The 14,815-nt window shown below is 63.2% G+C and carries 13 protein-coding genes; 9 read left to right on the top strand and 4 right to left on the bottom strand.

The window, feature by feature from the left end; translation table 11 throughout:
- Positions 1-180 precede the first annotated feature (180 nt).
- From NO934_RS02225 to NO934_RS02185, 9 genes are all read left to right on the top strand, one after another.
- Positions 181-561 (top strand): DUF559 domain-containing protein, encoded by a 381-nt coding sequence (locus tag NO934_RS02225; protein WP_309161974.1) that lies wholly within the window; start codon positions 181-183, stop codon positions 559-561.
- Positions 554-1,033 carry a GFA family protein gene (locus NO934_RS02220; protein WP_309161973.1) on the top strand — a complete coding sequence of 160 codons (480 nt, stop codon included), beginning with the start codon at positions 554-556 and terminating at the stop codon, positions 1,031-1,033. Before NO934_RS02225 ends, NO934_RS02220 begins: the two co-directional genes overlap by 8 nt.
- Positions 1,030-1,530, top strand: a complete 501-nt coding sequence (locus NO934_RS02215) for a GFA family protein (RefSeq protein ID WP_309161972.1) — start codon at positions 1,030-1,032, stop codon at positions 1,528-1,530. Before NO934_RS02220 ends, NO934_RS02215 begins: the two co-directional genes overlap by 4 nt.
- Positions 1,527-1,976, top strand: a complete 450-nt coding sequence (locus tag NO934_RS02210; RefSeq protein WP_309161971.1) for a GFA family protein — start codon at positions 1,527-1,529, stop codon at positions 1,974-1,976. Before NO934_RS02215 ends, NO934_RS02210 begins: the two co-directional genes overlap by 4 nt.
- Positions 1,977-1,994: 18 nt before the next feature.
- Positions 1,995-2,369 carry a VOC family protein gene (locus NO934_RS02205; RefSeq protein WP_309163635.1) on the top strand — a complete coding sequence of 125 codons (375 nt, stop codon included), beginning with the start codon at positions 1,995-1,997 and terminating at the stop codon, positions 2,367-2,369.
- Between the two features lie 24 nt (positions 2,370-2,393).
- Positions 2,394-3,980 carry a citramalate synthase gene (gene cimA, locus NO934_RS02200; RefSeq protein WP_309161970.1) on the top strand — a complete coding sequence of 529 codons (1,587 nt, stop codon included), beginning with the start codon at positions 2,394-2,396 and terminating at the stop codon, positions 3,978-3,980.
- A 246-nt stretch (positions 3,981-4,226) separates the two neighbouring features.
- Positions 4,227-6,662: a LysM peptidoglycan-binding domain-containing protein gene (locus NO934_RS02195; RefSeq protein WP_309161969.1), complete on the top strand. Its 2,436-nt coding sequence runs from the start codon at positions 4,227-4,229 to the stop codon at positions 6,660-6,662.
- Between the two features lie 85 nt (positions 6,663-6,747).
- Positions 6,748-7,074 (top strand): metalloregulator ArsR/SmtB family transcription factor, encoded by a 327-nt coding sequence (locus NO934_RS02190; protein WP_309161967.1) that lies wholly within the window; start codon positions 6,748-6,750, stop codon positions 7,072-7,074.
- A gap of 93 nt (positions 7,075-7,167) precedes the next feature.
- Complete coding sequence (locus NO934_RS02185) at positions 7,168-9,060, top strand: ABC transporter ATP-binding protein/permease (RefSeq protein ID WP_309161965.1); 1,893 nt, start codon at positions 7,168-7,170, stop codon at positions 9,058-9,060.
- 7 nt (positions 9,061-9,067) lie between these two features.
- On the opposite strand, the gene NO934_RS02180 is transcribed toward NO934_RS02185, so the two are convergent.
- The 4 genes from NO934_RS02180 to NO934_RS02165 all read right to left on the bottom strand — a co-directional run bounded on the left by NO934_RS02180 (position 9,068) and on the right by NO934_RS02165 (position 14,808).
- Complete coding sequence (locus tag NO934_RS02180; protein WP_309161964.1) at positions 9,068-9,514, bottom strand: DUF1801 domain-containing protein; 447 nt, start codon at positions 9,512-9,514, stop codon at positions 9,068-9,070.
- A gap of 126 nt (positions 9,515-9,640) precedes the next feature.
- Positions 9,641-12,949 carry an efflux RND transporter permease subunit gene (locus NO934_RS02175; RefSeq protein WP_309161963.1) on the bottom strand — a complete coding sequence of 1,103 codons (3,309 nt, stop codon included), beginning with the start codon at positions 12,947-12,949 and terminating at the stop codon, positions 9,641-9,643.
- On the bottom strand, positions 12,946-14,238 hold the full coding sequence (locus tag NO934_RS02170; protein WP_309161961.1) for an efflux RND transporter periplasmic adaptor subunit: 1,293 nt from the start codon (positions 14,236-14,238) through the stop codon (positions 12,946-12,948). The genes NO934_RS02175 and NO934_RS02170 overlap by 4 nt, the downstream gene beginning before the upstream one ends.
- Before the next feature lie 12 nt (positions 14,239-14,250).
- Positions 14,251-14,808: a PadR family transcriptional regulator gene (locus NO934_RS02165; protein ID WP_309161960.1), complete on the bottom strand. Its 558-nt coding sequence runs from the start codon at positions 14,806-14,808 to the stop codon at positions 14,251-14,253.
- Positions 14,809-14,815 lie beyond the last annotated feature (7 nt).

Raw genomic sequence — 14,815 nt, 5'->3', positions numbered from 1 at the left:
TCAGCGCACCCCTCACCCCCGGCCCCTCTCCCTCAAGGGGAGAGGGGGGCTCTTGTTGCGGCACCTGCTTTAAAATCGCCGTTGCAGTTGACCCGGGAGCCCGCAACAGGCTTCCCTTCTCCCCTTGAGGGAGAAGGTGGGCTTTCGCGAAGCGAAAGGTCGGATGAGGGGTGCGCAGCGTTGCTGAAACGCGCCGGCGCTGACTGGCGGCATCAGATTCCAAAACGAAATCGCGGCTTCGCCAAATCCATGCGCCGAAATCCCACGGAAGCCGAGCGCCAGATGTGGTTGCTTCTCAAGGACCGGCGGCTGGCCGAATATAAGTTCCGCCGCCAGGTCCCCATCGGTCCCTACATCGCCGACTTCGTCTGCTACGCCTCGCGCCTGATCGTCGAGCTCGACGGAAGCCAACATGGCGAGCAGTTGTATGCCGACCGAAACGCATGGCTGAAATCGAAAGGCTTTCGCGTCCTCCGTGTCTGGAACAACCAACTGACCGCCGAACGCGAAGCCGTGCTCGATGCCCTTTGGCACAATCTGCAGGAATCCCATCATGGCTGATGAACTCACCGGCGGCTGCCAATGCGGTGCCGTGCGCTTCTCCACCAAGCTCTACGGACGTGGCTCGATCTGCCATTGCCGCATGTGCCAGAAGGCGTTCGGCAGCTTTTTCGGACCGCTGGTCACCGCTCATGACGGCACATGGACGCGGGGCGAGCCCAAATGGTTCCAAAGCTCGAACGCCGCCCGCCGCGCCTTTTGCGCCGATTGCGGAACGCCCCTGGCCTACCAGACTAAGTTCGGGCTCGAACTGGCCATCGGCGCCTTCGATCAGCCCGAGCGCGTACCGCCCGAAATCCAGGTCAACCCGCACGACAAGGTGCCGTTTTTCGAAAGCCTGAGCCAATTGCCGCTGGTCGAGGATCCCGGCGAGGAATGGCGCAACTTCATGGCCGGCATTCATTCCAATCAGCATCCCGACCACGATACGTCTGACTGGCCCCCGCGAGAGGAAAAAGAGGAGGAGCTATGAACCGCATCGATATGGAGGTGAGCGGCGGCTGCCAATGCGGCGCCGTGCGCTACCACACGAGCCAGATGCTCGATAACGCGCATCTGTGCCATTGCCGCATGTGCCAAAAGGCGGTGGGCAACATCTTCGCCGGCCTTGTCGCCGCCCCCGACGACAAGCTCGTCTGGACGCGCGGCGAGCCTGCCATATGGCGCAGCTCGGAACATGTGGAGCGCGGCTTCTGCGCCAATTGCGGCACGCCGTTGTTCTATCACGACGTAAACAATGGCCGCACCAATCTGACCATCGGCTCGCTCGACAATCCCGACAATTTCCCGCCCCACGCCAATACGGGCTCCGAAGGGCAGGTCGCCTGGTTCAAAACCATCACCCAGATCGAGGATGGCGGCACGACCGAAGCCGAAGGCGAGGAGTGGGCAGCGGCCATCAAGGCTTCCAACCACCAGCACCCCGACCATGATACCTCCCAATGGCAGCCGACCGGGAGGGAGACATGACCACGCACGGGCACACCTTCTCGGGCGGCTGCCAGTGCGGGGCTATTCGCTATCAGGCCGAGGTGCTCAATAATCCCGAGATCTGCCATTGCCGCATGTGCCAGAAGGCCCATGGCGCGCCGGCGGTCACCTGGGCGTCCGTGCCCGAGGCAGAGCTTCATTGGACCCGTGGCCAGCCGGCGCATTTCGAAAGCTCGGCCAACGCCATACGCGGCTTTTGCGCCGGGTGCGGCACGCCGCTGACCTTCAAGCATCGCTACGCCAATACAATCGACATTGCGCTCGCAACGCTTGACCATCCCGAGCGGATCGCGCCCGAATATCAGGGCGGGGTGGAATCGCGCATGCCGTGGTTTGGAAATATTCATCTGCTGCGGGAGGAGCGCATGGATGAACGCACCGATTCTCACCAGCACCCCGACCGAGAGACTGACCATTGGCCTTAAGGGAGGAGCCAAATGAGCATGATCGACCATTTCGGACTGAGCGTTGCCGACTACGAAAAGTCACGCGCCTTCTATGACAAGGCGCTGGCGCCATTGGGCTATCGCAAACTGGCGGAATTTCCCATTCCCCAGGGGATGATCGCCGGCTATGGCGCCGACAAGCCCGATTTCTGGCTCAGCAGCGGTGGCCGTTGCACCGGCAACCTTCATTTCGCCTTCGCGGCCAAATCCCGCGCGGAGGTCGACGCCTTCTATGCCGCTGCGCTCGAGGCCGGCGGCCGCGACAACGGCGCTCCGGGCATCCGAGAGATCTACCATCCCAACTATTACGGGGCCTTCGTCTACGACCTCGACGGCCACAACATCGAGGCGGTGTGCCACGCCCCCGCCTGACGTTTCAAAGCGATTTTGCCTCACATGACCAAAGACCGTCTCTACCTCTTCGATACCACCTTGCGCGACGGCGCCCAGACCACGGGCGTCGAGTTCTCGCTTGAGGACAAGATCGCCATTGCGAAACTGCTGGACGGGCTGGGGCTGGATTACATCGAGGGCGGCTATCCCGGCGCCAATGTCGTCGATACCGAGTTCTTCGCCCAAAAGCGCACGAAGGCGGCCCAGTTCGTCGCCTTCGGCATGACCAAGCGGGCGGGGCGCTCGGTCGAGAACGATCCGGGCATCGCCGATCTGGTCAATTCGGGCGCCGATGCGGTCTGCTACGTGTCCAAGGCCTGGGACCATCAGGTCAAGCTCGCCCTGGGCATTTCGACCAGGGAAAACCTCAAAAGCCTTGCCGAAAGCATCCGGGCGGCGATCGCGGGCGGCAAGGAAGCGTTCGTCGATTGCGAGCACTTCTTTGACGGTTACAAGGCCAATCGGGCCTATGCGCTCGATTGCGTTAAAACCGCGCTCGAGGCCGGCGCACGCTGGGTGGTGCTGTGCGACACCAATGGCGGCACCATGCCCTCGGAGGTCGAAGCCATCGTCGCCGATGTGCTGACGGTGGCGCCCGGCGACAGGCTCGGCATCCACGCCCATGACGATACGGGCCAGGCGGTGGCCAATTCGCTGGCGGCCGTGAGGGCAGGTGTGCGCCAGATTCAGGGCACGATCAACGGGCTGGGTGAGCGCTGCGGCAACGCCAACCTCATGACCATCATTCCCACTCTGGTGCTCAAGCCGCTCTTTTCGGAGCGTTTCGAAACCGGCATCACGCCCGAAAAGCTCGAAACGCTCACCCACTTTTCGCGCGCATTCGATGAGATCCTCAACCGCGCGCCCAACCGGCACGCGCCCTATGTGGGCGTTTCGGCCTTCGCGACAAAGGCCGGCATCCATGCCTCGGCCATCGCCAAGGATCCTTCCACTTATGAGCATGTCGCCCCCGAGACGGTGGGCAATGAGCGCGCCATCATGGTCTCCCAGCAGGCGGGGAAATCGAACCTTTTGACCTCGCTCAAGCGCTTCGGCATCGAGCTTGCCAAGGACGATCCGCGCCTCGACAAGCTCCTGCGCCAGGTCAAGGAACGCGAGGCGCGCGGCTATTCCTATGACGGGGCGGAGGCTTCGTTCTGCCTGCTCGCCCATAAGCTCCTGGGTTCGCTGCCGCGCTTTTTCGACGTCACCAGCTATCGCACGGCGGTGGAACGCAGGCACAATGCGCGCGGCGAACTGGTCACCGTTTGCGAGGCGGTGGTCAAGATCGATGTCGAGGGGGATATCCTGATGTCGGTGGCCGAGGGCAATGGCCCGGTCAACGCGCTCGACCTCGCCATGCGCAAAGATCTCGGCAAGTATTCGAGCCGTATCGACGATCTTGAACTTGTGGACTACAAGGTGCGTATCCTGGACGGCGGCACGGGCGCGGTCACCCGTGTGCTGATCGAAAGCCGGGATGGAACGGGGGAAAGATGGTTCACCGTGGGTGTTTCCCCCAACATCATTGATGCGTCTTTCGAGGCGCTATATGAGTCCTTCACCTATAAGTTGATGAAGACTGCATAGTCGTTATAGTTCAAACGACTGCGAAGATAAAACGAATCGAAATCTAAGGCCGGCGCGGCGGCCCTGTAACACGTAACGGAGGCTCCACTGGCCGGTCCCCTTTCCCCCATTGCTCTCGCCATCGGCGCAGCGGCTACGACCGGCATTATCGTTATCGGCGTGGTCCTCGGGCCTGGGACCTACAGTTGCCTCCAAAGCGACGATTTCTCCGCCTGCATGGGCGAGACCTTCTTTGGCAATGGCTTTATGCCAGCCGCCGACTCCACGCCGACAGAGGAGGTGGCGGTTGCTCAGGCCGATCAGGAAACCGCCTCGACAGCGTCGGACGCTGCGGCCGATGCCGATGTCGAGCAGCCGACGAACTCGGAAGAGACTGCGACCAGCGTTTCCCAAGCCGTGCTTCCCGCTTTCGGGCTGGTGCGCGTCGAGCCGGACGGCTCCGCCGTTATCGCCGGCACTGCAACGCCCGATGGCGAAGTGCGCATTTTTGCCGATGAGGAGCAGATCGGCACCGAAACCGCCGAGCCCAGCGGCGACTTTGCTTTTGTGACTGACGAGCCGCTGCCTCCCGGCGGGGTGGAGCTGCGCATTCTCGATGTGGAGACCGACACCTACGCCGAGGAATCGGTAGTCGTTGTCGTGCAGGACGATTTAGCGAGCGAGCCGATCGTGGTTGCGTCCGAACCGGGCGAGGCAAGCCAGATCCTGCAGGGTTTGCAACAACCGCAGGCTGGCGCCGAAGAGCCCGAAGGTGAAGCCGCTACGCCGGCCGACGAACCCGAGACGATGGACATCGCGGAGGCCGATGTGCCGGCCACCCCCGCCGAAACACCACCGCCCGCGCCACAGATCGCCCCGCAGACGAACGCTCCGACCCCCGCCGAACCCGCCGCTGAAACGCCCGGCACGCCTGCTGGCGAAACCGCTGCGGGGGCGGCCCCGCAACCCACGCCCGGCGGCGTCACCCCGCAGGTGGAGACGCCGTCACCCGCCGAAATGGCTGATGAGGTTGCGCCAGAGGCTCCCGCGCCGGCGGCGCCCCTCGCGCCCATGGCCGCGCCGGAAACCGACGTCCAAGAGCCTGCCGGTGAGAATGCTGTCCAACAAGATTCTCCGGGCGAAACACCGGATGCGCAGGTGGCTCAGCCCGAAACAGCAGTCGAACCCTCTGAACCCACCGGGGCCCCGCAACCCACGCCCGGCGGCGTCACCCCGCAGGTGGAGATGCCGTCACCCGCCGAAATGACCGATGAGGTTGCGCCAGAGGCTCCCGCGCCGGCGGCGCCCGTCGCGCCCATGGCCGCGCCGGAAATCGACGTCCAAGAGCCTGCCGGTGAGGATGCTGTCCAACAAGATTCTCCAGGCGAAACACCGGATGCGCAGGTAGTTCAGCCCGAAACAGCAGTCGAATTTTCTGAACCTGTCGGTGTCCCTGAGCCCGCCGATGCTGTTGAGCCCGAGCCGCAGACGGAAGCTCCCGTCGAGCCGGACGATGCAGCGCCGGAGCGGCCCACATCTGCAGCCGGTGCGCCAGAGAGCGAGGCTGATGACCTGCAGCCTGTCGATGATCCGGCTTCGGAGCAGCAGGCAACCGAACAGCCGGCACTGCAAGCTGCCGCACCTGAGGAGCAGCCGAGCGACGAGCAGGCCGGCGAGCAGCAGGTGGCTGAAGTGCCCGCCAGCGAACAGCCGTCTCCTCAACCTGAGCAGCCTGCAACGACTGCGCAGCCGGCCCCCGATTTCATCCAGCCGAGCATCGATGCTGTGGAGATCGATGGCGATCGCAACTTCTTTGCCGGCGCCGGGACTGACGGGATGACCGTCCGGCTCTATGTCGACAACCAGGTGGTGGGAAGCACCGAGGTTGCTGACGGGCGTTGGCTGGTCGAAGCTATCGGCGTTCTGGACCAGGCAAGTCAGCGCGTGCGCATCGATATGCTGGCTGAGGACGGAACCGTGGTCGCCCGTGCCGAAGTGGATTTCGTGCTCGATCTTCCCGAAGCGGTGGAGGAGGATTTCGCCGTCGCTGAGCAGGAGGCCGAGGCCCTTCAGGCGGACCAGCAGTCTGCGGTAGAGCAACCCGCCGCTGAGCAACCCGCTGCCGAACAAGCTGCGGCCGAGGTACCTGCCGCCGAGCAACCTCTGGTGGAGCAACCTATGGCCGAACTTACCGAGCAGCCTTCGCCCGAGGAGCCCACCCGCGAAGCGGCCGTCGAGCAACCCGCCGAACAGACCGTGGCCCAAGGCCAGGCTCCCGCCGATACTGAAACGGCTGAACAGCCGGTCTCGCCTCCGGCCGATGCAGCGCCCGAACCTTCCGGGCCGCAGGAAACCGCACAGGCACCGGCACAGCCCGCCGAGCCCGCACAGGCGCCCGCCGAACCTGCACAGGCGCCGGCGGAGCCTTCCGAGCCCAGCGCCGGGGAGGTCCCCACCCTGGTTGGGGTAACCGACGAGGCCGGGCGCACCACTTCGGGGCTGGCGATCATCCGGTCGGGGGACAATCTCTGGACCATCGCCCGCCGGGTTTATGGCGAGGGCATCCGCTACACGCAGATTTTCGAAGCCAACACCGACCAGATCCGCGATCCGGACCTCATCTATCCCGGCCAGGTCTTCGATCTTCCCGACACCGATCAGGTCGTCGGGCAAGAGGAGACGGAGAGTTCCGCCGTCCGGTAGCCGGTGATGGCGGGATGAACGTGCGCCTCGCCTTGCATCGGCGCGCGCTTTCACTTATCGTAATCTGACGATGGAAGCAGCGCCGATGAACGAAGACGATATTGCCACCATGATGCGCGCCCTGGGACACCCGGTGCGGCTCGAGATCTTGCGCATTCTGGCCCAGCGCCCCGAGAACTGCTGCTGTAATGACGTCACGGATTGCCTGTCGCTGGCCCAGAGCACGGTTTCCCAGCATCTCAAGGTCCTGCTCGATGCCGGCATCATCGAACGCAAGGCCCAGGGAACGCGCAACAACTATCGGGTGCGCACCGATCGGCTTACCGCGTTCAACACGGCTTTCACCGGCTACCTTGCCGATCTGACCCCGCAGGATCAAAGCTGCGAACGCTCGCTCCTGGCCGCGTCCTGATCGATTTCCTCACCTGGCCTCTGTCTGGCTGACAGAGGCTGGAACATTTTGTCCGCGCTTTCTGGAAGCGCTCCAGCCCTCACCGGAGCCCCCATGGCCCAGAAGCCAAAATCCACCGTCAGCGCCGACGAGGGCGCCATCGTTTCGACCATCCGCAATCTGTGGGTTTATATGTGGCCCGCGGATCGGCCCGATCTGCGCATGCGCGTTGTCCTTGCCATCGGCGCGCTGCTGCTCGCCAAGGTGGCGAGCACCCTGGTGCCCTTCGCCTATGCGGGCATCATCGATACGCTGGGCACCTCGGGTCCGGACGCGGCCCTGATCCTGGGGCTTTCGGTGCCGATCATCCTGGTTGTCGCCTATGGCGTGGGCCAGATCATCGATACCGGCCTGCAGCAGCTCCGTGACATTCTTTTCTCGTCGGTGGGTCAGCATGCGGTGCGCCAGCTTGCCTACCGCACTTTCACCCATGTGCATCGGCTTTCCCTGCGCTTCCACCTGCAGCGCAAGACCGGTGGGCTGAGCCGGGTGATCGAGCGCGGCACCAAGGGCATCGAAACCATCGTGCGTTTCACGATGCTCAACACAGCGCCCACGCTCGTTGAGTTCCTGATCGTCGGCGTCATCTTCGGCTGGCTGTTCGGCTGGGCTTATGTGCTGGTTCTGGCGGCCGTCGTTGCAGCCTATATGATCTTCACCGTCCGGGCATCCAATTGGCGCATCGCCATCCGTCGCGACATGAACGAGAGCGACACCGACGCCAACGCAAAGGCGATCGACAGCCTGCTCAATTTCGAAACCGTCAAATACTTCGGTAACGAGAACCTGGAGGCGAGCCGCTACGACCGGGCCATGGCGGGCTATGAACGCGCCGCCACCCGCATCTGGACGTCGCTCGGCTGGCTCAATTTCGGCCAGGGGGTGATCTTCTGGCTCGGCATGATCGTCCTTTCGGTGATGGCCGCTCTCGGGGTCATGAATGGCGATCTCACGGTGGGCGATTTCGTCCTGCTCAACACCTTCATGATGCAGATCTACCGCCCCCTCAACCAGATCGGTTTTGTCTATCGCGAAATCCGCCAGGGTCTGGCCGATATCGAGGAAATGTTCCGCCTTCTCGACCAGAACCCCGAGATCGAAGACAAGTCCGGGGCAACCCCGCTCGCCATCTCCGGGCCGGTCCTGGCCTTTGAAGATGTCTATTTCCACTACGATTCCGACCGCCCGATCCTCAAGGGCGTGAGCTTCACGGTGCCGGCCGGCAAGACCATTGCGGTGGTCGGTCCCTCGGGCGCGGGCAAATCGACGATCTCGCGTCTCATCTACCGCTTCTATGACGTGACAGCGGGCCGGGTCACCGTCGATGGCCAGGATGTCCGCGAGGTGACGCAGCAATCGCTCCGCGCCGCCATCGGCATGGTGCCCCAGGATACGGTGCTCTTTAATGACACCATCGCCTACAACATCCGCTACGGGCGCCCCGATGCCACCGATGAGGAGGTGCAGGCTGCCGCCAATATGGCCCAGATCGGTCCCTTCATCGAAAGCCTTCCGCATGGCTACGACACGCAGGTGGGCGAGCGGGGACTGAAGCTCTCGGGCGGGGAGAAGCAGCGCGTGGCCATCGCGCGCACAATTCTCAAGGCGCCGCCGATCCTGATCCTCGACGAGGCGACCTCGGCGCTCGACACCCATACCGAGCGCGAGATCCAGTCGGCCCTTGATACGGTCTCGAAAGGCAGGACTACGCTGGTCATCGCCCACCGGCTCTCGACGGTCGTCGATGCCGACGAGATCATCGTGCTGCGGGAAGGTCGGATCGCCGAACGCGGCCGGCATGAGGAGCTATTGGCGGGCGGTGGCCTTTATGCCCAGATGTGGAACCGCCAGCGCGAGGCGGCGGAAGCGAGCGAACGCCTGCGTGCGGCCCAGGACGATCCTGAGGGATTTGTCACCCGCAAGCCGGCGGAACACCCCGCCGAATAGGGCGGGCTCACATCTTTTCGCCAGGTAGCTTGCTGGCCTGTTTCACCCATTCGGTGAACTGGTCCTCGAAATCGTCGCCTTCGTAGATGTCGAGATACCGCACGTCGGGATATTTGCTCGTTCCGGCCGGCTTGGGCTCGAGCGAGCTACCACGAAAGAACGTGACTTTCACGTAGCGCGCAAAGACGTGGAAGGACAGGAACCAGTAATCGCGCTCATTGCCGTAAAACGGCGTGTTCCACTTGACCGCCTTTTCCACGCCCGGAACCACGCTCTCGATGATCTTGTCCAGCTTGCGGCCGACATCCTGCTTCCATTCGGGCATGGCGGCGATATAGGCCTGCACCGGCTCGTCGCCATATCCCTTGGCGATCTGCGGATTGCCGCCCGATAAAAGCACCGGCTTGCCGTCTGCTTTCCCCGCGTTTTCTTTCGATTTCGTCTTGCCGGCCATCGCGCTCACTCCATGCTGTGGCAGCGGTCAGCTAAATCAATAGCCGCATAGCTATATGTCGGTCAAGAGCACCCCGAGAAGCGAAAGGCCCCGCCGGAGCAGGGCCTTTGCATAGTCGTTTGGAAGTTACTCCGCGGCAGGGCGCCTTGAGAGAACCGTCACGCCATTTTCGTTGCGCTCGACCAGTTCGGTGTCCTTGGTCACCACATGCCGCGAGCCATCCGCTTCCACGGCGACGGCCATGCCGTCGAACCCTTGGGGCACGGCGGCCTCTTCCGACCTGCGCCCGCGGATCCAGTTGAAGGCGCCGCGCACCTGCTCCTTGACCACCTTCGGCGCGGTGACCAGCACCGGCACCATGATCAGCGTCAGAGCCGTCGAGAAGAACAGGCCCGAGACCAGCGCCGCCGAGAGGTGGATGAACCACGAGCCGGCGATGCCCCCGACCACGATCTCGCGGCGGATGAAGTCGAACTCGACATTGGCCCACATCGGGATAACGCCCAAGGCCGTGAGGAACGCCGTCAGCAGCACCGGCCGCACGCGCTGCGCGGTGGTGAGCAGCATGGCCGTCACCGGCTCGACGCCCTGACGGCGGTTGTACTCGTTATAGGTATCGATCAGAACGATGCCGTTCTTCACGACAATGCCCGCGAGTGCGACGATACCCAACCCGGTCATGATGGCCGAGAAGCTCATGCCCGTTGCCAGCATGCCCAGCAGCACGCCGGCCACCGACATGATGACGGTCGAGAGCGTCACCAGCACCTGATAGAAGCTGTTGTACTCGAGCAGCAGGATCAGGAAGATCATGAACAGGGCCGCGCCGAAAGCCTGGGCGATGAACGCGTTGGCATCGCCCATCTGCTCTTCGGCGCCCCCGAACTCGAAGGTCACCCCTTCCGGCCATTCCTGGCCGTCCAGCCACGCCTGCAGTTCGGCCACGCGCTGAGCCGGATAGACGCCCTCGGGCAGGTTCACCAGGTTTGCCGCGATCGGCATCACATAGACCTGGTTGCGCCGCTCGATATTGGCCACCTTGGGCACGGCCTGCCGCTCGATGAAGTTGGAGACGGGAACCATGCCCTGCTGGGTTGCGATCCGCATGGAATCGAGCGCGTCGAGCGTGCGCTCGTCCTGCGGCAGCCGCACCTTGATGTCGAGTTCGTCGCCCGTCTCGGAGTCCCGATACGTGCCCAGTTCGACGCCCGAGGTGACGAGCTGCACATAGGGCGCCAGCTCACGCACGCCGATGCCGTAGCGGGCCGCTTCGACACGGTCGATGGTCACCTGCCAATCGATGCCGGGCGAGGGACGTCCGTCTTCGATGTCGGCCGTGTTGGGCAGCTCGGTTTCGAGATATTCGCGCACCCGCGTAACGGTCGGGATCAGGTCGTCGTAGCTGTCGCTCTCGACGCGCATGTTGATGTCCTTGCCCGCCGGTGGCCCGCTTTCCGTCCCGAACACCTGCACCTGCAGCCCCGAGATATCGGCAACGCGCTCGCGGATTTCGGTGAAGATCTCCTCGGCCTTGACGCGGTTGTTGTAGTTGACGAGCTGGAGCTGGAAGTTGCCGATCGTATCCGGCGGCATGGTGCCCATGGCCCCGGTCTCGCCGAACTGCATGATGATGTCCTGGATGCCCTGGACCTGCATCAGTTCGTCCTCGACTTCGATCAGCATGTCGCGGATCTCTTGCGGCGAATAATTGCCACGGCCCACCACGGCCACTGTCGCATATTCGGGCTCGGAGGGCGGGAAGGCTTCAACGCCCGTGGGGTTGTTCGCATAGGCGATGAAAACGCCGAAGACGATGCCGAAGCCGACGAGCAGCGTCGGGATCGGCCAGCGCAACAGCACCGACATCATGCGCACGTAAACCCCGGTCAGTCCCTTCACCTTCTTGGGGTGGAACTTTTCGGGATACATGACGGTGTCTGCTTGTTCCTTGCGCTTGGGATCGACATGGGTTGACGCAATAATCGACCCGATCACAGGCATGAAGATCAGCGCCGAGATGAAAGAGGCGCACATCACCACGATCACGATCGTGGGCAGATGGCTCATGAACTTGCCGATGATGCCCGGCCAGAACAGCAGCGGCACGAAAGCCGCCAGTGTCGTGGCCGTCGCGCCGATCACCGGCACGAACATCTTGTGCATCGCCTGGATGAAGGCTTCCTTCTTGGAAACGCCCTCCTGCAGCTTTCGCTCGGCATATTCGACGACCACGACGGGGTCGTCGACAAGCACGCCCACGGCAATCACCAGTCCGAACATGACCATCATGTTGATCGTCATGCCGGTCATCTGCATGTAGAGGAAGGCGATCATGAACGAGAGCGGGATGCTCATGCCGATCATGAATGCCGCCCGTACACCCAGCACGGCCACGCAGGTGATGAGCACCAGCGCCACGGCGGTCAGGACCGCTGCTTCGAGCGAGCGGAACAGCGAGATGGTCGTGTCGGCCTGGTCGAGGAAGAAGCTGTAGCTCACCCCTTGCGGCCATTCGCTCGCCACCTGTTCGGTCAGCGCGCGCACCTGTTCGGACACCTCGATGACGTTGGTGCCGATCTTCTTGGACACGCCCAGGATCAGGGCAGGGGAGCCGTTGACATTGGTGTAGTCGGTGGCGTCCTCGAGCGTGCGCGTGACATCGGCTACATCACCAAAGGTGACGACGGTTTCCCCGTCGGTCTTGATCGGCAGGTCGAACACGTCCTGCGGTCCGGTGATCAGCCCCGGAACCTCGACCGCGAACGAGCCCTGGCCGGTGTTGATTGTGCCACCCGGCACGACCATGTTGTTGCGCGCCAGGGCGTCCAGCAGCTCGTTGGCCGTGAGATTGTAGGCTTCGAGCCGCAGCAGGTCGATGGTCACCTCGACCACTTCCTCGCGCGAGCCCGACAGCTCCACTTCACGCACGCTGTTGATGCCTTCGAGAGCAGTCTGCAACTCCTCGGCCCGCCGCACCAGTTCGCGCTCGGGAGCCTCGCCATAGACGGCTACCGACAGGATCGGGAACCCGACCATGTCGATTTCGTTGACCGTGGGGTCGTTTGCATCGTCCGGAATATTGGCGCGGATGGCATCCATCCGTGCGCGCGTATCGGCCAGCGCCTGGTCGGTATCGACGTTGGTGTCGAACTCGAGCACCACCGACGCATGGCCGGTGGTTGACGTCGAAGTCATGTTGACCAGGCCGTCGAGGTCGGCCAGTTCTTCTTCTGCTGGTTTTGCCAAAAGGTTTTCGGCGTCGCGCGGCGACACGCCCGTCTGGCTGATCGAAACGTAGAGATAGGGCACGTCGATCGCCGGGAAGCTTTCCTTGGGCAGCACCGAATAGGAGAGGCCACCGCCAAGCAGCAGCAGCGCCATGATCGTCATGACCACGCGCGGCATGCGCAGAATGCGTTCGATGAAGTTCGTCATGCGGCAGCGCCTTCTTCAGAAGCCTCTGTGGCCGGCTCGGTTCCGGTTCCTTGTCCGGTCGCCACGGCCTGCCCATCGACCACGAATTCCTGGCCGATGGTGATGATCTCGATCGTTTCGGGCAGTCCCGAAACCCAAACCCCATCACGGGTGTCGGACACGATCGTCACTTCATGGAAGGCGACGACGCCGTCTTCCACCGCCCGGACCCCAAGCACGCCCTCGTCATTGAGGGTGAGGGCGGACTGGGGCAGCAGGTGGCCGGGCATGGTGCCCATGTCCACGGTGGCCGTTGCGGTCACGCCTTCCCGGATGTCGAACTCGGGATTGTCGAATTCGATCTCGATGGGGAAGGAGCGGGTGGCTTCGTCGGCGCTGGCGGCAACATAGGTCACCTCGCCGGTCGCTTCCTGGTTGGTGACAGTGCGCAGTGTCGCTTCCAGCCCTGTCCGGGCGAGCCCGATATTGGCTTCGGCAATCGAACCGGAAAAGACGATCGGGTCGAGCTGGACGATGGTGGCGCACACCCCGCCCTGGGCCAGCATCGCACCGCGCGTTACCACCGGCGCCTGCACGAGGCCCGCGACTTCGGCGGTGATCTCAGTGCGTTCGAGTTCGGCCACGGCATTGTCGAGCGCGGCCTGGGCCGTCAGCACCTGAGCCTCGGCGCTTGAGAGCGCCACCTGCGCCGCATTGGCGGTATTGGCGGCGGCAAGACCCCGCTCGCGCAGGGATTCATTGGTTTCGAAATCGAGCTGGGCCTGTTCCAGCCCTGCCCGCGCCTGTGCCAGGCCAGCTTCTGCCTGGGCCACGGCTGCTTGCCGCGTACCCTGGTCCAGCGTGCAGAGCAGTTCGCCCTCTTCGACCCGCTGACCCTTTTCGACATGAACCGTTTGGACGACGCCGGCGGTCTCCGCCACCGCCTCGACATTGGCATGCGCTACGGTGCGCCCGCGCAGGCTCACCAGAAGCGGCATGGGCTCCTGTTCGAATGTCTGCGTACGCACCGAAATGGCGGGCGCGTCCGCGCCGCCATTGGCTTGAGCCACGCGCTGGGCCACGGTCATCCGCGCCTGCTCGACAACGTCTTCGTCGTGCTCGACGAGAAGCCCTGCATCGGACAGCGTTGTTGAGATCGGGCCATGGTCATCGCCTTCGATGAGGCCGATGATCGAATGCTCGCCATTGCCGGGACCCTGGCCGCCTTGAACGAGCGTTCCTGTGGCGAGCCAGGCCGCTGCAACCGCGAGAATGAAAAACGACAAACCAAAAGACTTGAGAAATTGCATAAACAGCGCCCTCTATTCAGCTGCTTGCTGCCCGGCGTGCGGTTCTTCTTGTCGCGCGGAGGCAATTAAGGCGTTCATGTGGGTATGCAGATGCTCGCGTGCAACCTCTAGACAGTTGAGGCCGTATCCGAGCACCCATTGATCGTTTCCGTGATCTTCGTCTTCGCCGCTGCAGAGCTCATCCTGAAGCCGGCGTAGATCCGCGATTTTCCGGTCCAGTTGCGCCAATTGCTCCTCGGCGCGGGTCTTGACGATCTGCGCATCGAGGAGGTGCGCAAATCGCGCGAACAGGAGAAACGGGCTGCGGAAAACATCGGGGGCGAGCGGCTCATGCAGTTCGTCGCAGAACGCGGACCGTCCGGCCTCGGTGATGGCATAGATTTTTTTCGAGGGTTTGCCCGCCTGATGTTCCACGCGCGAGGTAACCAGCCCTTCGTTTTCGAGCTTGGCCAGCGCGGGATAGATCGAGCCGAAGCTGGCCTCGATGAAATAGGCCCCTTCACCTTCGGTGCACAATTTGCGGATCTCGTAGCCGCTCGCTTCCTGGCAATAAAGGATCGAGAGGCACAAGGTACGG

The sequence above is a fragment of the Pelagibacterium sp. H642 genome, from assembly GCF_031202855.1.
GTDB lineage: Bacteria > Pseudomonadota > Alphaproteobacteria > Rhizobiales > Devosiaceae > Pelagibacterium.
This window is presented reverse-complemented; position numbering and strand designations above follow the sequence as displayed.